The organism is Gordonia sp. AC31 (genome assembly GCF_031844505.1).
GTDB classification, from domain to species: Bacteria; Actinomycetota; Actinomycetes; order Mycobacteriales; family Mycobacteriaceae; genus Gordonia; species Gordonia hongkongensis.
In genome coordinates, this window is sequence record NZ_JAUZVK010000020.1 from 22,040 (window position 1) to 47,076 (window position 25,037).

Here is a 25,037-nt window from a genome sequence, read left to right on the forward strand (position 1 = left end):
AGGGGTCCTGCACGGGGACATTAGTGTGCCACGGGCGCGTCTGTCCCCCGTTCGTGGTGATCGGCACATCGTGAACCCGACGCTGCCACCCCGAACAGACGTCACTTGATCCCGGCCGCGTCCATCCCTCGCATCTCCTTCTTCAGATCGGCGATCTCGTCGCGGAGTCGTCCGGCGAGTTCGAACTGCAGATCCCGAGCGGCACTCATCATCTGGTCGGTGAGTTGGGACACGAGGTCGGCGAGCTCGGCGCGGGGCATCATCGACACGTCACGCTTCTCGATGACCCCCGAACTACCGGCTTTCGACACCTCACCCTGTGCGCGGCGTCCGCGGCTGGAGTTGCGTCCGGAACCGCCGACCGCCACGGCCTCGTCCTCGGCTTCCTTGTAGACCTGGTCCAGGATGTCGGCGATCTTTTTGCGCAGCGGCTTCGGATCGATGCCGTTCGCCTTGTTGTACGCGATCTGCTTCTCGCGACGCCGCTCGGTCTCGTCGATGGCGTTGCGCATCGAGTCGGTGATCTTGTCCGCATACATGTGGACCTCGCCGGACACGTTGCGGGCCGCGCGACCGATCGTCTGGATGAGCGACGTGGTGCTCCGCAGGAAGCCCTCTTTGTCGGCGTCGAGAATCGCGACGAGCGAGACCTCGGGCAGGTCGAGACCCTCGCGGAGCAGGTTGATGCCGACCAGAACGTCGTAATCACCGGACCGCAGCTGGCGGAGCAGTTCGACACGACGCAGGGTGTCGACCTCCGAGTGCAGGTACCGGACGCGGATACCGAGTTCGAGCAGGTAATCGGTGAGATCCTCGGCCATCTTCTTGGTCAGGGTGGTCACCAGGACGCGCTCGTCGCGATCGGTTCGCTCGCGGATCTCATGGACCAGATCGTCGATCTGGCCCTTGGTGGGTTTCACCACGACCTGCGGGTCCACGAGTCCCGTCGGACGGATCACCTGTTCGACGAACTCGCCGTTGGACTGGCCCAGTTCGTAGGGCCCGGGAGTCGCGGACAGATAGACGGTCTGTCCGATGCGGTCGACGAACTCGTCCCATGTGAGCGGTCGGTTGTCGACCGCCGAAGGCAACCGGAATCCGTACTCGACGAGGTTGCGCTTGCGCGACATGTCGCCTTCGTACATGCCGCCGATCTGGGGCACCGTCACGTGCGACTCGTCGATGACGAGGAGGAAGTCGTCCGGGAAGTAGTCGATGAGCGTGGCCGGCGCGCTCCCCGCGGCTCGGCCGTCGATGTGGCGCGAGTAGTTCTCGATGCCTGAGCAGAATCCGACCTGACGCATCATCTCCAGGTCGTAGGTGGTGCGCATGCGCAGACGCTGGGCCTCCAGCAGCTTGCCCTTGCCCTCCAGCTCGGCGAGTCGTTCCTCGAGCTCGCGCTCGATGCTCGCCATCGCCTTCTCCATACGCTCGGGCCCGGCAACATAATGGGTGGCCGGGAAGATGCGCAGCGAGTCGACCTGGCGCACGACGTCACCGGTCAGCGGATGCAGGAAATACAGCGACTCGACCTCGTCGCCGAAGAACTCGATGCGCACAGCCAGTTCCTCGTAGGACGGGATGATCTCGACCGTGTCCCCGCGCACCCGGAAGCTGCCGCGGGTGAACGACATGTCGTTGCGCGTGTACTGGACGTCGACGAGCAGACGCAGCAGGGCGTCGCGATCGATCTCCTGACCGACCTCGATCTCGACGGACCGGTCGAGATAGGACTGCGGCGTACCGAGGCCGTAGATGCAGGACACCGAGGCGACGACGACCACGTCGCGTCGCGACAGCAGGCTCGACGTCGCCGAGTGACGTAGGCGCTCGACGTCGTCGTTGATCGACGAGTCCTTCTCGATGTAGGTGTCGGTCTGCGCGATGTACGCCTCTGGTTGGTAGTAGTCGTAGTACGAGACGAAGTACTCGACCGCGTTGTTGGGCAGCATCTCGCGCAGTTCGTTCGCGAGCTGCGCTGCGAGCGTCTTGTTCGGCGCCATCACGAGCGTCGGGCGCTGCACCTGCTCGATGAGCCAGGCCGTGGTCGCCGACTTTCCGGTGCCGGTCGCGCCGAGGAGGACGATGTCCTTCTCCCCGGCCTTGATCCGGCGGGTGAGGTCTTCGATGGCGGCGGGCTGGTCGCCGGCCGGTTCGTACTCGCTGACGACCTGCAGGCGGGCATCGGTCCGCTCGATCTCGCCGACCGGCCGGAACTCCGAGTGCGCGATGACGGGGCGTTCTGCTGCAAAAGCCATAGTGCCAGGGTAAACGCGACCTATGACATTGATGTTCCCGCGGACCGGCGTCCGACGAGCGCGGCGACGAGCACGAGCGCCGAGCACAGCGGGATCGGCTGGCCGACGACGACGAACACCCCGACGTCGGCGAGGACCGCGACGGGCGCCGCGATCCGGACCGCCGGGCCCGGAACCGGCGCCTTGCCGCGGGACCGGCGCGGCACGCGCGACCACGGTTTCGCGATCGACAGCCAGCCCTGGAACGCGATCAACGTGGCCATCAGGACCGTCGACGCGAGCAGGCCGGTCGACGCGACTTCGCGGGCGCGCGCCGCTGAGTCGAGAGCTGGTGAGAGCACCGAGATCCCGACGACGAGCTGGCTCACCGTGATCGCGAACTTCACGAGGACCCACCAGTGGAGGAAGAAGCCCCACGGCGTCGTCGCGGACAGCAGGAATCCCGACATCGCGGACACATTGGCAGAGACCACCAGGACCGTGGTGTCGAGGACGTGTGCTGCGACCGCGCCCCCGTCCCCGGGACTCAGCATCAGAACCGCCATCGCGAGCGCCTGGCTCATCCAACAGACCGACGAGAGCACATGTATCCACAGCAGCAGGTGCCGTGCGCACTTGACGGTCGGCCGCGCTGTGATTCGTTCGCGGGCCACTCCACGGCCCCGTTCGGCGACGAAAGTCCTCATGTTCCGACCATCCCGCGAATCGGCGGTCGGACGCATCGGTGAGAACTCGGGCTTTCACCCTGAGATCGTCGGTGAGGCTGTCTAGATTCAGAGCATGACGAGCGATGGCGGGCGCACCGCCGACCCCGGGTCAGCACCGCACCCGCTGCACCCGCCCAAATGCGAGACTTTCGACGTCCCGGCGATGACGAACACCGACAACAAGGGATTCGTCCGGGAGGTAGAGGAGTATCGCGTCACCGACTTCGGGCTGTACATGTCGCGCCACGCTCCCGGGCACCCCAGATTCGACCACCTGGAGTCATGGCTGCTACCCGCCTTGGGGTTGCGCGCCAACATCTTCCACTACCAGGGCGGCTACCGTGAAGGGCAGCGCCTGTACCTGGATGTCGGCCGGTTCGCCGGCCCCGACGACGACGGCCGGTGGCATGCCGAGGACTGGTACCTCGATCTCGTCGACGTGCCGGGCACCCCTCCCCTGCTGCTCGACACCGACGAGCTGCTCGAGGCCCACCGTGAGGGACTGCTCGACACCGGGCAGTGCGTCGAAGCCGTCGGGATCGCCACGCGTGCACTCGTCGGTGCGGCGGAACACGGCAACGACATACAGGCCTGGCTCGACGCCGCGGCGGGTGGCGCGGTGGCCTTTCGCGACCACGACCACCGTCGCCACGGCGAGGCCCGGTAGATCAGTACGTCGGCAGCACGAAACAGGATCCGTTACGGATGAAGTCGGGGAGCTGGACGCCGGTGCCCACCGTGACCGCCCTCGACTTCTCGACTCCGTCGAGGGTCGCCTTCAGCAGGTAGCGGCCCGGGGTCGACGGCCGCCACTTGGGCCGGATCTCGACACTCGTGGGCTTCTGGTCGTAGATCGTGACCGAGCGCCCGGCGCCCACCAGGGTGACCTTCAGATTCGACTTCGCCGAACGCGGATCGCTGACGAGAACCGACAGTGTGTAGGAACATCCCGCGCCGTACACCCCGTAGTTGAACGAGCCGTTGGCCGACGAGCCGTAACCCGGAAGAGTGTCCACCGCGATGCCCTGCAGCGCCGCCTCCGCCGGCGCGGCCAGCGCCACGCTTGCGCACGCAACTGCACCGAAAGCTACTGCGCCACTGGCAATCCGCGCGCGACTCCGACTTCCCCGACCGACCATGCTGTACTCCACTCCTGGGCTTCGTCCTCAGCGACCACCCCCACTGCGGGGGCGTGCGACTCACAAGTTAGCAGCGGACGGGGCAGCATGTGCCAATTTTGGCAACGTTTGTAGTCAGTTTTTGTGCCAACCGCCGGTCAGCGTGTCACGACCCGCACCGCGGCCGGCCGCCCCGGGTCACAGGACCCGTACTGATCCGGTCCGGCCGGTGCGAATCCACCGTCGGCGAGACGATCCGCCAAGCCCTCCGCGGCGCCGGCGTCACGTGCGGTCACCCGCAACTCGACCGTCGCCGGGTTGACGATGTCGACCGCGGTGGCAAGTTCGCCGGCGAGCGCCCACAATCGGTTCACCAGACGCGCGGACGGACCATCGGGATTCGGTTCTGCTGCCACGAGCCCGGGCACCGACTCGGCGACGCGACGCTCGCGGACGTTCAGCTCGAGCGGCACGAGGCGCTCGTCCCAGACCCGGGCGGCCGATGCCGCCAGTTCCTCGGGGGCGCCCGAGTTGTCCAGCCATACGTCGGCCACGGCACGACGCTGCTCGTCGGTCGCCTGCGCGGCGATGCGGGCACGGGCATCGGCCTCGGCGACACCCCGCATGGTGGTCAGCCGGTGCAACCGCACGTCGGCCTCGGCGAACACGATCACGACCAGATGGAAGAACGGCGCCGTGTGGTTCTCGACCAGCAGCGGGATGTCTTGCACCACAATTGCGTCGGCCGGTGCGTCGTCGAGCATGGCCTGGGTCCGCGCACCGATGAGCGGGTGGGTGATGCCGTTGAGCGTCAGCCGCGACTCGTCGTCGACGAAGGCCTTCGCCGCGAGAGCCGGACGATCGAGACTCCCGTCGGCGGCCAGGATGTCCGGACCGAACGCCTCGACGAGCGCAGCCAGACCCTCGGATCCCGGCTCGACCACCTCCCGGGCGACCTTGTCCGCGTCGATGATGTACGCGCCCCGCTCGACGAACGTCTTTGCCACAGTCGATTTGCCGGCCCCGATGCCACCGGTCAGCCCAAGCCTGATCACGCCCACCAGTGTGACAAATTCCGTCTGCGACACGTTGGAAGGGCCCCGCCGAACACCAGAGACCCCGTCTCGCGCGATGACCCTCAGCAGGTCACGACGTCGAGACGAGGTCTCCTCGGGTTGAGGTATCAGCCGGTGACGGCCGCCAGTTCGATGGTCTCGTGCGGCAGGTCCGCCTCGCCTACCTTTTCGTTCTTGTTCAGATCGACGGCGACGATCTTCTTGGCCGCCGGGTCGCTGACGTAGGCGATGCCCTCCTGCACCACGACGTTCGGCATCGGGGACTGCCACTCGTCGGGTTCGGTCCACGCGCCGATGGCGGGGATCGTGGCGGTCTTGGCCGCCGTGTCGGCGTCGAAGACGTGCAGGGCACCGTCGGTTCCCAGGATCACGGCGGACCCGCCGGGACCGCGCTCGATGGACCGGAAGCTGTAGGAGGTGCCGAGGTCGACGAGCCGGAGCTGGCCGGTGCGGGTGTCGGTGAGCGAGAACCGGGTCGGCCGTTCGAGTTCGGCGTCCGGATCGGACTTGTAGTCGCCGAGGATGATCGGGGACTCCTCGCTGCCGGCCTGGTTGCCGATGCGGCCGTACTCGTCGGGGCTCTCGACCTTGCGGATGTCGTTCCCGTTCACGATGAGCAGTCCGTCCTCGCAACCGAAAGCGAGCACTCCGCCGGCGCCGGCGGCCTCGCCATGCACACCCGGGCACTGGTCGTTGCGCACGATCTCCTTGCGCTCCGGGTCGAGGATCGCGATGCCGCTGCGCGACTCCTCGTTTCCGACGGTGACGACGACCGTGCCGTCCTCACGGAACACCGCGACCCCGTGGTGCGGCTCGGGAAGTGTGAACGAGGTCGACGCCGGGTTCCCGCGCAGGAGCTCGGCGGGCTCGACGATGTCGACCTGGCCCGTGCCGTCGGTGAAGAGGGCGATCCGGGAGTCGTGTGGCACAACGTGTCCCGGCTCTTCACCGCCGAACGTCATGTCGGTGAGGGCCGGTGTCGTCGTGTAGTAGTGACCATGGTCGCCGTGTTGACGCGTCCAGGTACCCATGTCGAGAACCCGGAACCCGTCCGACTCCGAGACGAACACATTACGGCCGTTGTCGGCGCTGTTGAGTCGGATGAAGCCGTCGATCGGGAGGTCGGCGACCTGCTCCAACGACTCCGCGTCGAGGACCAGGATGCCGCCGTCGTAGCTGAGCGCGAGGCGCGGCGTGGCGCTCTGCTGCTCGACGGCCGCGGCCGAGCTGGAGGCGGGCGCGGATTCGCTCGAATCCTCGCTCCCGCAGGCGACGAGCGCGAACGACGCGGCGGTGAGAAACGCGAGAGAGCGGGTCAGTTTTGTCCGTTGTGCAAACACCCGAACAGTGAACATGGATATGAAAATCATTGTCAACAACGCATGGGATGATGGTGGCCCGCAACGGCCGCTCCTCGCGAACACCCCGGCATCAGGCCAGCAACGGCCGCAACCCGTCGAGCACGCGGGCGAGTCCGAATTCGAAGGCGTCATCGGGGGCGCCGGGCGCCTGATGGATCTCTCCGACCGCACTGCCGACCCGATCCGACAGGGGGTACGCACCATCGGGGATGACCGCCGCGAGTTCAGGACCGACGATCTCCCACCATCGCGCGTCGCTCATCCCGGATTCCTCGGCGGCCGTCCGCTCCCCGACCGCCTCGCGGGCGTTGCCGGCCACGAAGGCACCGAGCAGTGCGATGATGTTGTCCCGCTGGACATCCGAGATGTCGGTCGCCTCGAGCAGTTCGAGCTGCCGCTCGTACCGGGCCAGGCGGTGCGGGCCCAGCACCTGGCGCCACGGCGAGGCCGCCAGCAGCCATGGGTGGTCGAGACACTCGGCACGCAGTGCGCGCGCGACTCCCGCCAGGGACTCGACGACGGTCGGTGCCGGCCCGGGCATCGGAGTCCGTGCTGTCACGTGATCGATCATGAGCGCCACCAGCACGTCACGCGTCGGCACGTAGGTGTACAGACTCATCGGCCCGACGCCGAGTTCGGCGGCCAGGGCGCGCATCGAGACGGCACCGAGCCCGCGCTCGTCCGCGAGGTCGATCGCCGCCGTCACGATGTCGTCGACCGACACCCGCTGCCGCGGCCCCCGCCGCGGACCGCCATCTCCGGCCTCGGCCCGCCAGAGCAGTCGGACCAGCGTGCGTGCATCATCTGCGGTCGACACGGCGACGCCTTTCCCGTACGGTGTACTGAGCCATAACCCCGTACACCGTACCAAGAGGAGCGTCCACTGCCCACTCAGGCCACCTATCTGCCGGACCTGCACCAGTTCGCGCTCTGGTCTTCCCACCAGTCCGATGCCGGAAACCTGTCGGACACCTGCCGTCTCGCGGTCCCGGACGGCCGCGACCTCGTCGTTCGCGACGTCCGCTGCGAACTCGTCGATCCCCCGGCACTCCTGGCCGCGTGCGACCAGGGTGATCCGAGCCGAGTCGCGGAGTCGGTCGAAGCGTGGCGACGCACACTCGCCGGCGACTCCGCGACACCGCTGCCGCTCGCCGCACACGCCGAGATCGATCCCACCGGGACGGCGGTGACGACTGCGGACTTCGCCCGTACAGCGCTGCAGGAGTCTCTCGCCGCCGAGGACATACTGCGAGACACTCTGCGAGCCCACCTGCGGCCGTATCAGATTCGCGGTATCGCCTGGCTGGCCCGCACCGTGGAGGTCACCGGCGGTGCCGTGCTGGCCGACGAGATGGGACTGGGCAAGACCGTCCAGGCGATCGGACTGCTGACGCTTCGGGCGCACGAGGGACCACAGCTGGTCGTCTGCCCGACCAGCCTCGTGACCAATTGGAGTCACGAGGTGGCCCGCTTCGCGCCCGATCTGAACGTGTACACCGGCCCCCTCGAGCATGCGCCGGACGGGCCCGGTTCGATCACCGTGATCTCCTACGCGAGACTGCGACTGAGCATCGCCGATGTCCGTCGATTCGACTGGGCCACAGCCGTGTTCGACGAGGCGCAGGCCCTGAAGAATCCGCGCACCCAGGTGTCACGCGCGGCGCGCACCGTCGGCGCCCGGGCTCACGTCGCGTTGACCGGCACTCCCATCGAGAACAGTCTCGACGACCTCTGGGCGATTCTCCGGGTCGTCGCGCCCGCACTGTTTCCTCACCGGGCGGTGTTCCGGCGGCGCTTCACCAAAGCCGTGGACGACGGCGACGCCGGCGCGCTGCGACGACTTCGGGTGGCGGTCGCGCCGGTGATGTTGGCGCGCACCAAATCCCGTGTGGCCTCGGCGCTGCCGCCGAAGATCGGCAATCCGGTGCTCGTCGATCTCACCGACGAACAGGCGCAGCTCTACGACGCTCACCTCGCGCGCGTGGAAGACACCGGCTTCGGCGACGGATTCGAACGACACGGACGGATTCTCGCCACACTCACCCGGCTCAAGCAGATCTGCAACCATCCCGGCCTCGTCACCGGCGACACCCGGGTGCTCGCGGGACGCTCGGGCAAGCTCGACGTGTGCACAGAGATCCTCGGTGACAACCTGCGTACCGGCTCCCCCACGCTCGTCTTCACCCAGTACCGGGAAACCGGTGAACTCCTCGTCCGGCACTTCGCCGAACAACTGGCGGTCGAGGCACCGTTCTTCCACGGCGGTCTCTCGGCGAGCCGTCGCGACGAACTCGTCGCCGCCTTCCAGGCGGGCGAAGGCCCCGGGCTGATGGTCATGAGCCTCAAAGCCGGCGGCGTCGGGCTCACCCTCACGCGCGCCTGCGACGTCATCCACTTCGACCGCTGGTGGAACCCGGCGGTCGAGGCCCAGGCGTCCGACCGGGTGCACCGAATCGGCCAGGAACGTCCCGTCACGATCACCACCCTAACCTCGGCCACCTCCCTCGAAGAGCACATCGATCGCCTGCACCGGCGCAAGTCCGCGCTCGGCGCGCACGCGGACGACACGTCCGCCCTCACCGAGCTGACCGGCCTCGACGACGAGCGGTTGATGGACATCCTGCGGCGTCACCGGGAGGCGCGATGACCAGCACTCCTGCCGAATTCGGGTTCACCCGCTGGGGCGCCGAGATCGTCCGGCTCGCCGAGCCGATCTCGGCGCGTGGCCCCAACGCCTCGGCGCCACGAGCCCGCAGTGTCGCCCGCAACGGCGGCGTCACGCTCACCGTCGACGGACGTTCGGTCAGCGGTCTGGTGCAGCGTGGCGGCGAGGCGTCGATGGCACATCTCGAGTTCGATGCCATGACCCCGGCGAACGCGACGACGGTGAGGGGGATGCTCGGCGAATCCACCGAACCGACCGACGACATGCATCGTCGCCTCATCGAAGCGGCGTCGTGGTCGTCACCGGTTCTCGAGGTCGCCGACTGCTCCTGCCGCGCCCGCGGCGACCGGTGCCTGCACATCCTCGCCACGCTTTATGCCCTCGCCGCGGCCGTCGATCGAGAGCCCTTGCTGGCCCTCCGCCTACGCGACTTCGAAGCACGGCGCAGCGGAGTCGCCGGTGGCACGGACCACCCGGATGGACCACCGAGCCGGATGCCGCTGCGGTGGGCGGCACTAACAACCTTCGACGCCCGGGACTACTGGAGTGCTCGGCGTCGCACCGGGGCGCCCGACTGACCGTCGGCACCAGACGAGAGAAGCCCTCCCGGTCTCCCGGGAGGGCTTCTTCATCGTGCTCGGTGAGCGAGGCGTGTCAGGCGTTGCCCGACAGCTTCTCACGCAGTGCGGCAAGCTGCTCGTCGCTGGCCAGCGAACCGCCGGCCGACGATCCGCCGGTCGAGCTGCTGCTCGACGACGATCCGCCGCGGCTCTCCGACGCCGACGAGTAGTCGGTCGGGGCGTTGGCGGCCTCTGCGGCAGCAGCGGCGAACTTCTCCATCTGGGCGGTGTGCATCTTGTGGCGACGCTCGGCCTCGGCGTACCGGGCCTCCCATGCCTCACGCTGCTTCTCGAAGCCTTCGAGCCATTCGTTGGTCTCGGCGTCGAAGCCCTCGGGGAAGATGTAGTTGCCCTGCTCGTCGTAGCTGTCGGCCATGCCGTACTTCGAGGGGTCGAACTCCTCGGTGTAGTCCTCGTTGGCCTGCTTCAGGCTCAGCGAGATCCGACGACGCTCCAGGTCGATGTCGATGACCTTGACCATCGCGTCGTCACCGACGGCGACGACCTGATCCGGCACCTCGACGTGGCGCTCGGCCAGTTCGGAGATGTGGACCAGACCCTCGATGCCCTCGTCGACCCGGACGAACGCACCGAACGGCACCAGCTTGGTGACCTTGCCCGGCACGATCTGGCCGATGGCGTGGGTGCGGGCGAACTGGCGCCAGGGATCTTCCTGAGTTGCCTTGAGCGACAGCGACACACGCTCGCGGTCCAGATCGACGTCGAGGACCTCGACGGTGACCTCGTCGCCGACGGCGACGACCTCGGACGGGTGATCGATGTGCTTCCAGGACAGCTCGGAGACGTGGACCAGACCGTCGACGCCGCCGAGATCGACGAACGCACCGAAGTTGACGATCGAGGACACGACGCCCTTGCGGACCTGGCCCTTCTGCAGCTGGTGCAGGAACTCGCTGCGGACCTCGGACTGGGTCTGCTCGAGCCATGCGCGACGCGACAGGACCACGTTGTTGCGGTTCTTGTCGAGTTCGATGATCTTGGCCTCGATCTCCTTGCCGATGTACGGCTGCAGATCGCGGACGCGGCGCATCTCCACGAGCGATGCCGGGAGGAAGCCGCGCAGGCCGATGTCCAGGATCAGGCCGCCCTTGACGACCTCGATGACGGTGCCCTTGACGGCCTCGTCCTTCTCCTTGAGCTCCTCGATGGTGCCCCAAGCCCGCTCGTACTGCGCACGCTTCTTGGAGAGGATCAGACGGCCTTCTTTGTCCTCCTTGGTGAGGACCAGGGCTTCGACCTCGTCACCGACGTTGACGACCTCATTGGGGTCGACGTCGTGCTTGATCGACAGTTCGCGAGAAGGGATGACGCCTTCGGTCTTGTAACCGATGTCGAGCAGAACCTCGTCCCGGTCGACCTTGACGATGGTGCCTTCCACGATGTCGCCATCGTTGAAGTACTTGATCGTGGAGTCGATGGCGGCGAGAAAGTCCTCGGCAGTGCCGATGTCATTGACGGCTACTTGCGGCGAGGTGATCGTGGGGGACGACATATGTTGAGTTGCTCCGGACAGGTGTGTAGTAGGTACGATTCTGCAAAGCTCTGTTGATCGACACCACCTGGACCGGCCTGTCACCGGTCAGGGCAGGTGCGAACCGCGCGTCATCGGGCACACGCGCGTGTAGAAGCCTACTCCAGCGGCATTGTGCTGGGCAAATGGCTCGTCGCACGAGGCCGCCAGGACGTGCGGCCCGACGGGAGATGAGACGATCCCCACGTGGCGCACTCACTCGAACTCCTCCTCGACGACTCGTCCGACCAGCAGGTTCGGGCCGAATGGGACGCCCTCGCCGCAGCCGGACTCCCCCATCAGGGTCGCGTCGCGTCGCCGACGAATCGGCCCCACGTGACGCTGGTGGCCGCGTCCCGGATCGACGGGAACGCCGATGCGGCACTGGCCGCGGTCGCCATGCGCCTGCCGGTGGGGATGCGGCTCGGCGCTCCGATCGTCTTCGGCGGCGGTCGACGATCCACGCTCGCGCGGCTCGTGGTGCCGTCGAGCGAACTACTGTCGGTCCACGCCCAGGTCTCGCGGCTATCCGCCGAGTTCGTCGACCCCGAGCCGGCCGACACGGCGACAGCCTCGACCGATGGTCGCCGAATGCCGTTCGCGCACACCGTTCCCGGGCAGTGGACCCCGCACGTCACCCTCGCGCGGCGGATGGACGCCGAACAGCTCGTCCGCGCCTTCGACATCCTCGACATCCGCGCCGAGATCGTCGGCGAGTTCACCGCACTGCGACGCTGGAATCCAGATGCGGGAACCGACGTCGTGCTCGCGGGGCGGGCCTGCTGATCGCACTGCGGGTCAGACGGAGGAGCCGCCGTTTCCCCGTCGGCCCGGCAACGCGCCGAGTAGCCGACGAAGCCGGGAGTCCGGACGGAACCGCGGGCAGGACCGCTCGCCGCAGAGCGCGCAATCCGTACCCGTCCGGTAGTGCTCGTGAGCCGATCGGTCGTGACCGCATCGGCAAGTCTGGTCGCCCACGGCGCTCAGGTTACCCAAGCAGGGTCTTCGGACCGGGGTCGTCGAAGGTTGTGACCCACGTCGTCGCCACGGCGACGAGCGCGTCCCACCGCCACCGGGTGAAGGCCTCCGAGATCACGATGAGAGTGACTCGAGAGCCCACGGCCCGATGATCTGGGTATGACCGAAACACTGAGATCCTCCACCGATCGACCAGCACCGAGCGCCGACGAGTTCGCCGAACGACTCTTCGGTTCGACGCTCGCCACCGCCGAGACCATGAGCGTGTACCTCGGCGAGCGCCTCGGGTGGTACCGATGCCTGGCCGAATCGGGCCCCCTCACCGCCGACGGGCTGGCCGAACGAACCGACACCAACGCACGCTATGCCCGGGAATGGCTGGAGATGCAGAGCGCCTTCGGCATTCTCGACGCGGACCTCACCACCCGGCCGCACACCTTCGCGATCTCGCCGGGCGTCGCCGAGGTACTCACCGACACCACCAGCCTGTCGTACCTCGGCGCGCTCCCCCGCATGTTCGCGGCGTCGGCACGCCGTCTCCCGGAGCTGCTCGATGCCTACCGGAACGGTGGGGGCGTCAGCTGGGAGACCCTGGGCGCCGACGCACGGGAGTGCCAGGCCGATCTCAACCGGCCCTGGTTCGACGCACGCCTCGCGCCCGCGCTGGCCGGCGTCGAAACCCTGCACGAGCGGTTGTCGCGGCCCGGGGCGCGGATCGCCGACGTCGGGTTCGGAGCGGGCCACTCGACCATCGCACTCGCACGGGCCTACCCGGAGGCCACCTTCATCGGGCTCGACGTCGACGAGGCGTCGGTACGGATGGCCCGTGCGCATGCCGAGTCGGCGGGTGTCATCGACCGCGTGACGTTCCTCGTCGCCGACGGCGACGAGGCGGCGGCGCACGGCCCGTTCGACGCCGCCTTCGCGTTCGAGTGCCTACACGACATGCCGCGGCCGGTCGAGGTCCTCGCCGCGGTCCGGCGCGCACTGGCGCCCGGAGCTTCCCTGATCGTCATGGATGAAGCCGTATCCGACGAGTTCGACGGTCCCGCAGACGATCTCGACAAGATCATGTACGGGTTCTCGTTGCTGGTGTGTCTGCCGGACTCGATGAGTTCACCACCGTCCGCGGCCACCGGCACGGTGTTCCGACCGTCGACGCTGCGTCGGTACGCGCACGACGCGGGTTACGCCGACGTGACGGTCCTACCCATCGAGGATTTCAGCTTCTTCCGCTTCTACGAGCTGACGACCTGACCCCGTCGGTGCGCGCCCGGCGCGCAACGAGGTGACGGCGACGTCGACAACATCGGACGGAGCCGTGGCGGCACCGGTCGCGACGAGATCGACCGTCACCGCCTCGCCCAACGCTGCTCGGATTCGATTCTCGACGGAACCGAGTCGCTCGACGTCGTTCCCGAACGGATCGGACCCGGCCGCCTCGTGTGCTCGCCGGGTGGCACCGAGGATCAGAGCCGCCTGTTCGCACCGCCCGAGATCGACCAGGACGTCGATCACCGAGCGCAGGGTCACCCACTGATTCGTCCAGTTTCCCGCTTGCCGAAAATGCTCGAGCACCTCCACGTACGACCGGGCGGCGGCGTCGGTTGCGCCGGAACGGGCCTCGATCGACGCCCGCGACGCCATCGCCACCCCCAGTAGGTACCGGTCACCGTGTCGGCGCGCGGACTCGATGGCACCCTCGAGGAGTTGCCGCGCCCGCCCGGGATCGGCGTCGAGCAGACACTCGCCGGACACATAGCGACACCAGGCCGCGACAACGTCTTCACCCCCTGTGGCACAGGCGATCTCGAGGGACCGCGCGGCCGGGTACGCGTCCTCGCCGCGGTAGGCGCGGATGAGCAGTGCACTGATGTCGGCCATGTGCGCCGCCCCCGGCATGCCGGCCGCCAGTGCGAGTTCGCGGAACGTCCGCGCGTCGTCGAGCGCAGCGTCGAGATCCCCCTGGAACAGCCCGATGTCCACGAGCATCATGTGGAGGTAGACGCGGACCGACGGGTCGGGGCCGGCGTCGAGGCCCCGGCGCGTGCACCGCCGCGCGGTCGGCAGGTCGCCGTCGAAGCGGGCACCGCCGGCCGACACCGCCCACACCGCGGGCCCCAGCGACGAGTCGTCGTGACGGTCGATGAGCATCCGCGCCCACGCGGTGACCTCCGGACTCATGGTCAGTTCGAGGAAGGGGATCGACCCCTGCAGGATCGTGTCGGCGAGAGCGGGGTCGTGAGCATTCGCATGATCGATCGCCTGCCGCACATCGTCGAGCCGTGCATCGACCAGGCGCGCGGCGTCGAGGTGTCCGCGACCGTAGACCTCGCACCCCAACGGACCCAGCCAGTCCGCGACCCACGCGGTGTGCGCGCACCGCGCACCGTCGAGGGCGTCCCGACTCGCCAATGCATCGATACCGAAGGCACGCAACGTCTCCAAGAGGAGGTAGCCCCCCGGATCGACCGACACCATGCACGCGTCGACCAGTTCGGCCATCGCATCGGCCACGTCTTCGCGGTCCAGCACTCCCGTCGCCGCGGCCAGGAACTCCGCATCGTCGAGGCCGAACCGGGAGGGGAAGATGCTGAGGACGTTGAACAGACCACGCGCCGGGTCGCTCAGCAGTCCATAGGACCAGTCGACGAGAGCGTGCAGGCTCCGGTGCCGGGGCGCGATCCCGCGCGGACCGCGCAGGACCCGGAAACGCCAGTGCAGTCGGTCGACGAGCACTGCCGGGGGTATCGCCCGCGCCTTCGTCGCCGCGAGCTCGACACCGAGCGGCAGGCCGTCGAGCCGTCGGCAGATCTCCGCGATCGCCGGCGCAGTTGCCTCGTTCAGCTCGAAGCGTGGATCGCGTGCCCGGGCACGGACACAGAACAGCCGGACGGCATCCGACGACTCGATGGCGGCGGGCGCCGCATCCACGTCCGGCACCGGAAGTGGATCGAGGGAGATGATCTGTTCGGCGGCAATTCCCAGCGGCACCCGTGAGGTGGCGAGCACCGTGATATCGGGGCACCGATCCTGCAGCGCGACAACGAGTTCGACCGCTGCCTCGAGGACGTGCTCACAATTGTCGAGCACGAGCAGTCCGCGTCGACCGGTCAGCGCGCCGGTGAGTGCGTCCAGGGCCGCGACATCGCGACGCATCGACAGGCCTGTCGCCGACGCCACCAGGTGCACCACCGCGTCGCGGCTCGCGACCGCTGCCAGTTCGGCGAACCAGACGGGACGGTCACTCGCCGACCGGGCATGGTGCCGGACAAGCGCCGTCTTGCCGACACCACCGGGGCCGAGAATCGTGACGACCCCGCGTCCCCGCACGGTGGCCGTCAGGCCCGTCAGGTCGGCATCCCGGCCTATCAGCTGGCCCGAATCATGGTTCGCCGCGCCGATTTCGGTATGTGGTACCGCGACTGTTCCGGCCGGCCGCCGATCCCCGCGGACGCGGCGCGGCGGCGGGTCCCCGTCGAGGATGCGGGCATGCAGCTCGCGGACCGACGGGGCCGGGTCCGTGCCGAGATCCTCCGCGAGGCGTCGACGCAACCGTTGGTAGGCATCGAGCGCCTCGGCCGCACGATCCGTCCGCCACAGCGCCGCCATTACCCGGAGGTGGAGCCCCTCGCGATAGGGATGATCATCGACGAAGGGCAGCAACCGGACATAGGCGTCTTCCGGACGGCCGAGGGTGACCAGGGCATCGGCAGCTGTCTCCGCGGCCAGGACACGCCGTTCGAGGAGCGCCCCGACCTCCGGCTGCGCCCAGGCACAGTCGGCGAACTCGCCGTATGGCGTTCCATGCCACAGACTCTCGGCCTGGTCGAGCAGATCGACAGCCAGCTGGGGCTCGGCATCGACGACGGCGACGGCCCGTGCCACGGTGTCGTCGAAGAGCAGTGCGTCGACATCGGTCCGATCGACGATGAGCGTGTACCCGGGCGCGGTCGTGACGACTCGCAGACGGCCGTCGACCTGACGTTGCCGCAGGGTGGTTCGTAGTCGGAAGACGAGGTTGTGCAGGGCCGACTCCGGGGTGGCCGGCGGCGCGTCGGGCCACAGGATGTCGGTCAGCCAGTCCACATCGGCAACCGCATTCGCGCGCGATGCCAGGGCGGCGAGCAGACAGCGGAGGCGAGGCGTGCCGAACTGCGGTCGGGACACACCCGCGTCATCCGGTGTGTCCACCGGACCCAGCAGAGTGAGACAGACCATGGCCTTATCATCGCAGGATGTCCCCCAACCAGGCGGAATCCGAACAAACGACATCGAACGGCCCGGGGTCGAGCCGTCCCCCGAGGATCCTCGGCGACGTGGACTCCGCGACCAGCGACCGTGCCAGCCGGTGGTGGTGGGATCACGACGCGGAGAACTATCACGTCGAGCACGGCGACTTTCTCGGTGCCCATGCCGCAGGCGGGGATTTCGTATGGTGTCCGGAGGGTTTACGCGAGGCCGATGTCGGGCTCCTGGGGGACATCGAGGACCAGGACATCCTCGAGATCGGCTGCGGTTCGGCGCCCTGTGCCCGGTGGCTGGCCGCGCACGGCGCGCGCGCAGTCGGCGTCGACCTGTCGCGGCGGATGCTGGGCATCGGACTCGACGCGATGGCGGCGGAAGGCGTGCGGGTCCCGCTCGTCCAGGCGACCGCCGAGACCCTGCCCTTCGCGGCCGCGTCGTTCGACGCCGCCTGTTCGGCCTTCGGCGCGGTACCGTTCGTCGCCGACTCGGCCGGGGTGATGAACGAGGTCGCACGGGTGCTGAAGCCCGGTGGGCGTTGGGTTTTCGCCGTCAATCATCCGATGCGCTGGATGTTCCTCGACGATCCCGGGCCGGAGGGCCTGACCGTACGGATCCCCTATTTCAACCGCACGCCGTACACCGAGACCGATGCCGACGGAACGTTGACCTACGTCGAGCACCACCGCACCATCGGTGACCGTGTTCGCGAACTCCGGGCCGCCGGGTTCATTCTCGACGACATCATCGAACCCGAGTGGCCGGACGGTTTCGACCGCACCTGGGGGCAATGGAGCCCGTTGCGCGGCAGCTACTTTCCGGGAACAGCCATATTCTGCAGCCACAAGGCCGACTAGCGGCGCTCACAGCAGCTTCGACAAGAACTCCCGAGTGCGCTGTTCTCTCGGATCGGCGAGGACCTGACGAGGGTTCCCCTTCTCCACGACGACGCCGCCGTCCATGAACACGAGCTGGTCGGCGACTTCCCGGGCAAAACCCATCTCGTGCGTGACGACCAGCATGGTCATGCCCGACGCAGCCAGCTCACGCATCACCTTCAGGACATCGCCGACGAGTTCGGGGTCGAGCGCCGAGGTGGGTTCGTCGAACAACATGAGTTTGGGGTCCATCGCGAGCGCACGCGCGATGGCGACACGCTGCTGCTGGCCACCCGACAGCTGGGCCGGATAGGCGTCGGCCCGGTCGGACAGGCCGACCCGGTCCAGCAGGTAGCGGGCTTTGTCGACCGCCTCCGAACGCGACTGACGCTTCACCTGCATCGGCGCCTCGATCACGTTCTCGAGGGCCGTGCGGTGCGGGAACAGATTGAAATGCTGGAACACCATGCCGATGTCGCGTCGCTGGGTCGCCGCGTCCTTGGCGCTCATCTCGTGGAGCTTGCCGTTGCGTTCCCGGTAGCCGATAAGATCACCGTCGACGTAGAGCCGGCCGGCGTTGACGACTTCGAGGTGGTTCACACAGCGGAGGAACGTGGACTTCCCCGATCCCGACGGACCGATGAGACACAGCACCTCGCCGCGCGCCACCTCCAGCGAGATCCCCTTGAGGACCTGGACCGAACCGAAGCTCTTGCAGACCCGGTCGGCCACCACCATCGGCGGCGGCGATCCGCCGGCGGCCGGTGCGGCCGTGTCTTCTGCGGGACTCATGCCTTCTCTCCCCCTGCCGGCCCGGCGGCGCCGCCGGGCGCAGTGGCCGCGCCGTCGGCCATCGTCTTGAGTTGCCGCGCCGTGAGCTGTCGGGTCGCGCCCTTCGCGTAGTAGCGCTCCACGTAGTACTGGCCCACCATCAGGACGCTGGTGATGACGAGGTACCACGTGGACGCGACGAGAAGCAGCGGGATCGGCTCGAAGATCACGCCCGAGATGTCCCGCTGTCGTCCGTAGAGGTCGAGGGTGAGCGGCACCGCCGCCACCAGGCTCGTGGTCTTGAGCATGCTGATCAGCTCGTTGCCGGTGGGCGGGATGATCACCCGCATGGCCTGGGGCAGCACCGTTCGTCGCATGGTCTGCGCCCACGACATACCCAGTGCCACCGACGCCTCGGTCTGTCCTTCACCGACCGAGGACACACCGGCGCGGACGATCTCGGCCATGTACGCGGCCTCGTTCAGGCCGAGTCCGATGACCGCGAAGAGGAACGCGGCGTTGAGCGTCTGGATGTCGAGCGACACGAACTGGTGCACGAACGGGATGCCGAGGTCGATCTGCTTGTAGATCGCCGGGAACAGGCCCCAGAAGACCAGCTGCACGTACACGGGGGTGCCGCGGAAGACCCACAGATACACCCACGAGGTCCCGCGCAACACCGGGTTCGGGCTCAGCCGCATGATCGCGAGGACGACGCCGAGCACGATGGCGATGGTCATCGACAGCAGGGTCAGCGCGAGCGTGTAACCGACCCCCGACAGGATCCGCGAGTCGAAGAGATAGTTGCCGTACGTGCCCCAGCTGTATGCCTCGTTGGTGGCGGCACCGTAGACGAACAGTGCACCCAGCACGACGATGATCACCGCCGCGACCCACTGTCCGGGACGACGGAGCGGAACCGCCTGGATCGGTTCGGGTTCGTCCGGCGGGGAGGCGGCGGTGCTGTGCGGTGACGTCATGTCAGCTCACCGCGCCGTTGATGACGGAGACATCGATCATGCCCTCCTCGAGGCCCCAGTTGGCCGCGATCTCTTCGTACTGTCCGTTGTCCATCAGGTACTGCACGGCCCGCTGCAGTGCGGGCGCGAGCGGTGAGCCCTTCCGCACCGGCCACCCGTACGGCGCGGAGTCGAAGACCCCGCCGGCGGGCTTCAGACGGTCCTCGGTGCGTTTGATCGCGTAGGCCGTGACTGGTGAGTCGGCCGACATCGCGTCCACCCGACCCAGGATCAGTGCGTTGACGGCCTCGTCCTGGCTGTCGAACCGGACCTTGTCGATCGCCGGTTTGCCCGCAGCGACGCACGCCGCGCTCTTGGCGGGAACCTCGTCGGTGTCCTCATAGGTGGTGGTCTGCACCGCGACCCGGAGCCCGCAGGCGTTGTCGGGGTCGATCTCGTCGTCGTTGTCGCTCGCCTGCGCCCACTGCACGCCCGCGCTGTAGTAGGTCACGAAGTCGACCTGCTTCTCGCGCTCGAGGGTGTCGGTGAACGACGACATCCCCAGCTGATAGGTCCCGGCCTGCACCGAGGGGATGATGGTGTCGAACTGGGACTCCTTGTAATCAGGAACGAGTCCGAGCACCTTGCCGACGGCGTTCATCAGGTCGACGTCGTAGCCGATGATCTTTCCCGATGCGTCCTTGAACTCATTCGGCTGGTACGGGATGTTGACCCCGACGATCAGGCGTCCGGTGCGCGCGATCTCGGGTGGGACCAGCGCGGCGATCTCCGGCACGGTCGCGACGTCGACGTCGATCGGGACGACCTGGCCGGCGCGCTCCCGCGCCTCGTTGTCCACGCACCCGGTCACGACGACCACGACGGCGAGCAGGACGCCGAGCCAACGAGCCACCCGCGTCACACCACTACCCTTCGTCCGGCCGATCGCACCAACTCACTGTAGTTCGCCCGCCGCACCCCGGCTCGCCACCCACCGTTCACGCGTGTAGCGAGCGCCTCACCACCTGCTCCCTGAGGAGCGGCCGGAGCTTGCGGAGGCTGCGTCACCACCTGCTCCCTGAGGAGCGGCCGGAGCTTGCGGAGGCTGCGTCACGAAGGGTCCTGGTGAGACGGGTTGCGGGACCCTTCGCGGCTCGTCGCTTGCGCTCCTCGCACCTCAGGGAGCAACGGGGGTCGTCGCTTGCGCTCCTCGCACCTCAGGGAGCAGTAATCGGCCTCCCTCCGAGCACAACGAATTTTTTCGTAGTCCGCTCGCGTAGCTCATCGCTCGACGATCCGCCGGACCACCGCGTCGGCGAACTCGGCGGTGCTCGCCTCGCCGCCCAGGTCGCGGGTCGCGGTGTGCGCGAGCGTCTCGGCAACCGCCGAGTCGATCCGGGCACCGGCCGCGACGAGGGCCGCGTCGTCGGTCATCTGCCCGTACCTCTGAAAACCCATTGCCACCGAGGCGATCATCGCGACCGGGTTCGCGATGCCGCGCCCGGCGATGTCGGGTGCGGCACCGTGCGACGCCTGCGCCATCACGCGGGACTCCGAGCTGTTGACCGAACCGGCGATGCCCAGCGAACCGGCGAGCTCGCCGGCGAGGTCGGACAGCACGTCGCCGAAGAGGTTCTCGGTGACGAGGACGTCGAAGTCCGCGGGACGCCGAACCAGCAGCGCCGCCATGGCATCGACGTGTTGCTCGGACACCTCGATCTCGGGGAACCCGGCGGCGATGTCGCGGCACGCATCCCGGAACAGGCCGGTGGTCATGCGCAGGACGTTCGCCTTGTGCACGATGGTCAACCGCGGCTGCCTGTCGGAACCCGCGCGCTCGATCGCGGCGGCGCATGCGACTCGCGCTATTCGCTCCGATGCCGCGCGTGTGACGAGCCCGACCGCCAGTGCCACGTCGGGTGTCGGCATGAATTCGCCACTGCCGACCGCCATGTTGCGATCGGCGTAGAAGCCCTCGGAATTCTCCCGCACGATCAGGACATCCATGTCCGACCGGAGCGCCGGAACACCCGGAAATGCCCGGGCGGGACGGAGATTGGCGAACAGGTCGTACCGGGTTCGCAGGACCGCTCCCGGCGTGCGGTCGCCATGACCCGGCGGGTACGCCGCCGAGTCGTGGGGACCGATGATCCAGAAGCCGAGCTCGTCGAGGGCCGTCAGCGTCTCCGCGGGCACCGGATCGCCGTGCGAGGTGATCGCAGACAGCCCGAAAGGTAGTTGCTGCCAACTGATCTCGATCGACTCCGCACGAGCGGCTGCCTCGGCGATCGTCACCGCCGCCGGCACGATCTCGGGTCCGATCCCGTCCCCGACGAGGACTCCGAACTCTCTGTCCCGGTCACCCATCAGTGAGCTGCGTCGTCCCAGGAGCGTCCGAACCCGACCGACACCTCCAGCGGGACGGACAAGGTGATGGCATTGCCCATCTCCTCCCGGACAACGACCTCGACGGCCTCCCGCTCACCCGAGGCGACCTCGATCACGAGTTCGTCGTGGACCTGGAGAAGTGTTCGCGACCTGAGCCCTTCAGCTGCGAGGCGCTTGTGGACGTTGATCATCGCGACCTTGATGATGTCGGCGGCGGTGCCCTGGATGGGAGCGTTGAGCGCCATCCGTTCCGCGGACTGCCGGCGCTGCCAGTTGTCGCTGTTCAGATCGGGCAGATACCGCCGGCGACCGAACAGTGTTGCGGTGTACTCGTTTCGGCGGGCCTCGGCAACCACGTCGTGCAGATAATCGCGCACCCCGCCGAACCGCGCGAAGTACGCCTCCATCTGCTCCTTGGCCTCGTCGCGGCTGATCTTGAGCTGGGCGGCGAGCCCGAATGCGCTGAGCCCGTAAGCGAGTCCGTACGACATGGCCTTCACCCGGTGGCGCATCTCGGTGGTGACCTCGTCGATCGGCACCCCGAAGGCCCGTGACCCGACGAAGTTGTGGAGGTCTTCCCCGGTGTTGAAGGCCTCGATGAGGCCGGCGTCCTCCGACAGGTGTGCCATGATCCGCATCTCGATCTGGCTGTAGTCGGCGGTCATGAGGCAGTCGTAGGGCACACCGGTCGCGGTGTCGGCGCCGACGATGAAGCCCCGCCTGATCTCGCGGCCCGCCTCGGTACGCACCGGGATGTTCTGCAGATTCGGTTCGGTGGACGAGAGGCGTCCCGTCGCGGCGATCGTCTGATTGAACGTCGTGTGAATACGTCCGTCGTCCGCGACCGACTTCAGCAGCCCGTCGACAGTGACCTTCAGCCGCGTCGCGTCGCGGTGCTCGAGGAGGTGTGCGAGAAAGGGATGCTCGGTCTTCTCGTACAACGACTGCAACGCGTCGGCGTCGGTGGTGTAGCCGGTCTTGGTCTTCTTCGTCTTCGGCATGTCCAGCTTGTCGAAGAGAATGGTCTGCAACTGTTTCGGCGAACCGAGGTTGATCTGTTCTCCGATGACCTCGTAGGCCGCCTCGGCCGCGGCGCGGATCCGGTCGGCGAACATCCGCTCGAGGGCACCGAAGTGGTCGACGTCGACGGCGATGCCCGCGGCCTCGGCATCGGCGAGCACGAACGACAGCGGCAGTTCCATCTCGGTGAGCAGCGGTTTGGAGTCGATCCGGTCCAGTTCCGTGTCGAGCGTGTCGGCGAGTTCCTGGACCGCCCGCGCCTCGAGCATGTGCTGTTCGGCCACCCGACCGTCGGAATCGTCGTCGAGCAGCGACATCTGGCCGTCGCCCGGGCCGCCGTCGGCGCGCAGTTCACGACGCAGGTAGCGCAGCGCGAGGTCGTCGAGGTTGAACGTCCGTTGTCCCGGTCGGACCAGGTAGGCCGCGAGCGAGGTGTCGCTGGTGACACCGTCGAGCTTCCAGCCGCGTGAGCGCAGCGCGTGTACGGCCCACTTCGCCTCGTGAACCGCCTTCGGCGCGGACGGATCGGCGAACCAATCCCCCAGTGCCGCCTCGTCTTCGGGATTCAGCGCGGTCACGTCGACATAGGCGGAGGTCCCATCAGCGGCCGCGATCGCCACCCCGGTCGGGTCCGCCCCGACCACGACATGCGGGGCGGTGACGGCGAGACCGACGCGACCGGTGCGCGCATGTTCGGTCAGCCATCCGGCGACCTCACCGGCACCCAGGACCGCACCGTCGAGATCGAAACCTGCTTCCGCCTCGGGTTCGACCGAGCTCAACGTCGAGAAGAGACGGTCCCGCAACACCCGGAATTCCAGGTCGTCGAACAGCTGGTGGATACGGTCCCGGTCCCACCCGACCATGGCCAGGTCGTCGGGGGACGTCGGCAGCTGCATGTCCCGGACGAGCTCGGTGAGCTGTCGGTTGGTCTGTACCGACGCCAGATGAGCGCGCAATGCGTCGCCGACCTTGCCCTTGACCTCGTCGACGTGATCGACGAGGGCCGCGAGCGACCCGTACTCGCGGATCCACTTCGAGGCGGTCTTCTCCCCGACTCCGGGGATACCCGGCAGGTTGTCGCTGGGGTCGCCGCGCAGCGCGGCGTAATCGGGGTACTGGGTGGGGGTGAGACCGTACTTCTTCTCGACCTCCTCGGGCGTGAACCGCGTGAGGTCCGAGACACCTTTGCGCGGATAGAGCACCGTGGTGGAGGCGTCGACGAGCTGCAGCGAATCGCGGTCGCCGGTGACGATCAGGACCTTGTAACCATCCTCCCGGGCCCGCGTCGCCAAGGTCGCGATGATGTCGTCGGCCTCGTAACCCTCGATGGCCAGCACCGAGACACCCAGCGCGTCCAGGACCTCTTTGGTGAGATCGACCTGGCCGTTGAACTCGTCCGGGGATTTGGACCGCTGCGCCTTGTACTCCGGATACATCTCCGACCGGAACGTCTTGCGTGAGACGTCGAAGGCCGCGGCGATGTGCGTGGGCTCCTCATCGCGCAGCAGGTTGATCAGCATCGAGGTGAAGCCGTAGACGGCGTTGGTCGTCTGACCCGAATGAGTTTTGAAGTTCTCCGCCGGGAGCGCGAAGAACGCCCGGTACGCCAGGGAGTGCCCGTCGAGCAGCATCAACACCGGCTGCTTGGTCTTGCCCTTGGCTCCGGGTGCCGCCTTGCCCGTCGATCCGGTGGCCTTGGCTGGGGTCGTTGCCGGGGAACTCTGCGCTGGACTCACAATCGCCGAGTCTAGTGACCGCCCCCGACACAGCCTGCCGGACTCCTCACACTCGGCCTCTCACGGGAGGGGCCGGTACATGGACCACACCTTGGGGCCGTCGAGCGGCAGTTCGAACTCCTCGGTCACGCTGAACCCGAAACGCTCGTAGAGGGGCACGTTGCGGACGTTCGAGCACTCGAGATAGGCGGGCCCGTCGATCTGCTCGAGTCGGTGCCCCAGCAGGGAGGTGCCCACTCCTATCCCGTGCACCGGCGCCCCGATCTGACCGAGGTACCAGTGCGGCTCCTTGGGACGTCGTTTGCCGAACTCCTCCTCGAGCTTCATCCCGCGGCTCATCCGCGAGCCCATCGCCCGGAAGAAGCTGACCATCGACACCATCTGCGACAGGGCCGAGACCTTGTGGCCCGGGGGATCCCAGGCGGCGGCACCGACCGGTTGCCCGTCACGCATCGCGAGATCGAGCGTCGAATTCGGGCCGTGGCTGTACTTGAGCAGGGTGCGGAACATGATGAGATGCCGCGCCGTGTCGGGCTGCATCCAGACCGTCACCGGGTCGTCGGCGAAGGCCTGTGCCAGTAACGAAGCGGCGAGTTCGACGTCTGTTGTGGTGGACACGCTGACCGGGACCATCGGACCAGCGTACGACCCGGATCGGGTCTCCGACAGCACATCGCGTCTTCCCGACTGGGCAGCGTCGAGGAGAAGTTACCTCCGGGAAAC

General features: G+C 67.7%; 21 protein-coding genes. 6 read left to right on the forward strand and 15 right to left on the reverse strand.

Features of this window, described 5'->3' with window-relative positions; translation table 11 throughout:
• Positions 1-101 precede the first annotated feature (101 nt).
• Complete coding sequence (uvrB, locus tag Q9R39_RS19740) at positions 102-2,258, reverse strand: excinuclease ABC subunit UvrB (RefSeq protein ID WP_058251857.1); 2,157 nt, start codon at positions 2,256-2,258, stop codon at positions 102-104.
• A gap of 20 nt (positions 2,259-2,278) precedes the next feature.
• On the reverse strand, positions 2,279-2,944 hold the full coding sequence (locus tag Q9R39_RS19745) for a hypothetical protein (protein ID WP_311278014.1): 666 nt from the start codon (positions 2,942-2,944) through the stop codon (positions 2,279-2,281).
• A 94-nt stretch (positions 2,945-3,038) separates the two neighbouring features.
• Between Q9R39_RS19745 and Q9R39_RS19750 the strand changes: the two genes are divergently transcribed.
• On the forward strand, positions 3,039-3,632 hold the full coding sequence (locus Q9R39_RS19750) for a DUF402 domain-containing protein (RefSeq protein WP_311278015.1): 594 nt from the start codon (positions 3,039-3,041) through the stop codon (positions 3,630-3,632).
• A 1-nt stretch (position 3,633) separates the two neighbouring features.
• Here the strand turns inward: Q9R39_RS19750 and Q9R39_RS19755 are convergent, their stop codons facing one another.
• The 4 genes from Q9R39_RS19755 to Q9R39_RS19770 form a co-directional block, all read right to left on the reverse strand.
• Positions 3,634-4,026 carry a hypothetical protein gene (locus Q9R39_RS19755; protein ID WP_396275703.1) on the reverse strand — a complete coding sequence of 131 codons (393 nt, stop codon included), beginning with the start codon at positions 4,024-4,026 and terminating at the stop codon, positions 3,634-3,636.
• Positions 4,027-4,241: 215 nt separating this feature from the next.
• The gene (gene coaE / locus Q9R39_RS19760) at positions 4,242-5,138 is read right to left on the reverse strand and encodes a dephospho-CoA kinase (RefSeq protein ID WP_058251879.1); all 897 of its coding nucleotides are present in this window, start codon (positions 5,136-5,138) and stop codon (positions 4,242-4,244) included.
• Positions 5,139-5,266: 128 nt separating this feature from the next.
• A complete protein-coding gene (gene aztD / locus Q9R39_RS19765) occupies positions 5,267-6,499 on the reverse strand; it encodes a zinc metallochaperone AztD (protein WP_311278017.1) in 1,233 nt (410 codons plus the stop codon).
• Positions 6,500-6,590: 91 nt separating this feature from the next.
• The gene (locus Q9R39_RS19770; RefSeq protein ID WP_280359770.1) at positions 6,591-7,337 is read right to left on the reverse strand and encodes a TetR/AcrR family transcriptional regulator; all 747 of its coding nucleotides are present in this window, start codon (positions 7,335-7,337) and stop codon (positions 6,591-6,593) included.
• 234 nt (positions 7,338-7,571) lie between these two features.
• Between Q9R39_RS19770 and Q9R39_RS19775 the strand changes: the two genes are divergently transcribed.
• Together Q9R39_RS19775 and Q9R39_RS19780 are read left to right on the forward strand one after the other, a co-directional pair.
• Complete coding sequence (locus tag Q9R39_RS19775) at positions 7,572-9,167, forward strand: DEAD/DEAH box helicase (protein ID WP_396275706.1); 1,596 nt, start codon at positions 7,572-7,574, stop codon at positions 9,165-9,167.
• The gene (locus tag Q9R39_RS19780) at positions 9,164-9,763 is read left to right on the forward strand and encodes an SWIM zinc finger family protein (RefSeq protein ID WP_280359771.1); all 600 of its coding nucleotides are present in this window, start codon (positions 9,164-9,166) and stop codon (positions 9,761-9,763) included. The genes Q9R39_RS19775 and Q9R39_RS19780 overlap by 4 nt, the downstream gene beginning before the upstream one ends.
• Before the next feature lie 76 nt (positions 9,764-9,839).
• Here Q9R39_RS19780 and rpsA read toward each other — a convergent pair whose 3' ends face one another.
• Complete coding sequence (gene rpsA, locus Q9R39_RS19785; RefSeq protein WP_058251851.1) at positions 9,840-11,318, reverse strand: 30S ribosomal protein S1; 1,479 nt, start codon at positions 11,316-11,318, stop codon at positions 9,840-9,842.
• A 225-nt stretch (positions 11,319-11,543) separates the two neighbouring features.
• Between rpsA and Q9R39_RS19790 the strand changes: the two genes are divergently transcribed.
• On the forward strand, positions 11,544-12,122 hold the full coding sequence (locus Q9R39_RS19790; RefSeq protein WP_205334145.1) for a 2'-5' RNA ligase family protein: 579 nt from the start codon (positions 11,544-11,546) through the stop codon (positions 12,120-12,122).
• A 202-nt stretch (positions 12,123-12,324) separates the two neighbouring features.
• Here the strand turns inward: Q9R39_RS19790 and Q9R39_RS19795 are convergent, their stop codons facing one another.
• On the reverse strand, positions 12,325-12,456 hold the full coding sequence (locus Q9R39_RS19795) for a hypothetical protein (RefSeq protein WP_277244742.1): 132 nt from the start codon (positions 12,454-12,456) through the stop codon (positions 12,325-12,327).
• Between the two features lie 17 nt (positions 12,457-12,473).
• On the opposite strand from Q9R39_RS19795, the gene Q9R39_RS19800 reads away from it, so the two are divergent.
• Positions 12,474-13,571 (forward strand): class I SAM-dependent methyltransferase, encoded by a 1,098-nt coding sequence (locus Q9R39_RS19800; protein WP_311278019.1) that lies wholly within the window; start codon positions 12,474-12,476, stop codon positions 13,569-13,571.
• Here Q9R39_RS19800 and Q9R39_RS19805 read toward each other — a convergent pair.
• Positions 13,521-16,535: a BTAD domain-containing putative transcriptional regulator gene (locus tag Q9R39_RS19805; RefSeq protein ID WP_311278020.1), complete on the reverse strand. Its 3,015-nt coding sequence runs from the start codon at positions 16,533-16,535 to the stop codon at positions 13,521-13,523. The two genes, Q9R39_RS19800 and Q9R39_RS19805, sit on opposite strands and share 51 nt — an antisense overlap.
• Positions 16,536-16,552: 17 nt before the next feature.
• Here Q9R39_RS19805 and Q9R39_RS19810 point away from each other — a divergent pair, with 17 nt between their 5' ends.
• The gene (locus tag Q9R39_RS19810; protein ID WP_078113172.1) at positions 16,553-17,416 is read left to right on the forward strand and encodes a class I SAM-dependent methyltransferase; all 864 of its coding nucleotides are present in this window, start codon (positions 16,553-16,555) and stop codon (positions 17,414-17,416) included.
• A 6-nt stretch (positions 17,417-17,422) separates the two neighbouring features.
• On the opposite strand, the gene Q9R39_RS19815 is transcribed toward Q9R39_RS19810, so the two are convergent.
• The 6 genes from Q9R39_RS19815 to Q9R39_RS19840 all read right to left on the reverse strand — a co-directional run bounded on the left by Q9R39_RS19815 (position 17,423) and on the right by Q9R39_RS19840 (position 24,947).
• Positions 17,423-18,229 carry an amino acid ABC transporter ATP-binding protein gene (locus Q9R39_RS19815; RefSeq protein WP_272498183.1) on the reverse strand — a complete coding sequence of 269 codons (807 nt, stop codon included), beginning with the start codon at positions 18,227-18,229 and terminating at the stop codon, positions 17,423-17,425.
• Positions 18,226-19,188 carry an amino acid ABC transporter permease gene (locus Q9R39_RS19820; RefSeq protein ID WP_247449444.1) on the reverse strand — a complete coding sequence of 321 codons (963 nt, stop codon included), beginning with the start codon at positions 19,186-19,188 and terminating at the stop codon, positions 18,226-18,228. The genes Q9R39_RS19815 and Q9R39_RS19820 overlap by 4 nt, the downstream gene beginning before the upstream one ends.
• A gap of 1 nt (position 19,189) precedes the next feature.
• Complete coding sequence (locus Q9R39_RS19825; protein ID WP_311278021.1) at positions 19,190-20,089, reverse strand: ABC transporter substrate-binding protein; 900 nt, start codon at positions 20,087-20,089, stop codon at positions 19,190-19,192.
• Between the two features lie 359 nt (positions 20,090-20,448).
• Entirely contained in the window at positions 20,449-21,534 is a 1,086-nt protein-coding gene (locus Q9R39_RS19830) for an isocitrate/isopropylmalate family dehydrogenase (RefSeq protein ID WP_311278022.1), read from the reverse strand.
• Entirely contained in the window at positions 21,534-24,314 is a 2,781-nt protein-coding gene (polA, locus tag Q9R39_RS19835; RefSeq protein WP_311278023.1) for a DNA polymerase I, read from the reverse strand. The genes Q9R39_RS19830 and polA overlap by 1 nt, the downstream gene beginning before the upstream one ends.
• 60 nt (positions 24,315-24,374) lie before the next feature.
• Positions 24,375-24,947, reverse strand: coding sequence for a GNAT family N-acetyltransferase (locus Q9R39_RS19840; protein WP_311278024.1), 573 nt, complete (start codon positions 24,945-24,947; stop codon positions 24,375-24,377).
• Between the last annotated feature and the right edge of the window lie 90 nt (positions 24,948-25,037).

Bases quoted from the DNA above. Each gene is read 5' to 3' on its own strand.
- Q9R39_RS19745 (WP_311278014.1), bottom strand. From the start codon at position 2,944: ATGAGGACTTTCGTCGCCGAACGGGGCCGTGGAGTGGCCCGCGAACGA.
- Q9R39_RS19840 (WP_311278024.1), bottom strand. From the start codon at position 24,947: ATGGTCCCGGTCAGCGTGTCCACCACAACAGACGTCGAACTCGCCGCT.
- Q9R39_RS19780 (WP_280359771.1), top strand. From the start codon at position 9,164: ATGACCAGCACTCCTGCCGAATTCGGGTTCACCCGCTGGGGCGCCGAG.
- Q9R39_RS19810 (WP_078113172.1), top strand. From the start codon at position 16,553: ATGTCCCCCAACCAGGCGGAATCCGAACAAACGACATCGAACGGCCCG.
- rpsA (WP_058251851.1), bottom strand. From the start codon at position 11,318: ATGTCGTCCCCCACGATCACCTCGCCGCAAGTAGCCGTCAATGACATC.
- Q9R39_RS19805 (WP_311278020.1), bottom strand. From the start codon at position 16,535: ATGGTCTGTCTCACTCTGCTGGGTCCGGTGGACACACCGGATGACGCG.
- uvrB (WP_058251857.1), bottom strand. From the start codon at position 2,258: ATGGCTTTTGCAGCAGAACGCCCCGTCATCGCGCACTCGGAGTTCCGG.
- Q9R39_RS19820 (WP_247449444.1), bottom strand. From the start codon at position 19,188: ATGACGTCACCGCACAGCACCGCCGCCTCCCCGCCGGACGAACCCGAA.
- Q9R39_RS19800 (WP_311278019.1), top strand. From the start codon at position 12,474: ATGACCGAAACACTGAGATCCTCCACCGATCGACCAGCACCGAGCGCC.
- Q9R39_RS19830 (WP_311278022.1), bottom strand. From the start codon at position 21,534: ATGGGTGACCGGGACAGAGAGTTCGGAGTCCTCGTCGGGGACGGGATC.
- Q9R39_RS19750 (WP_311278015.1), top strand. From the start codon at position 3,039: ATGACGAGCGATGGCGGGCGCACCGCCGACCCCGGGTCAGCACCGCAC.
- Q9R39_RS19815 (WP_272498183.1), bottom strand. From the start codon at position 18,229: ATGAGTCCCGCAGAAGACACGGCCGCACCGGCCGCCGGCGGATCGCCG.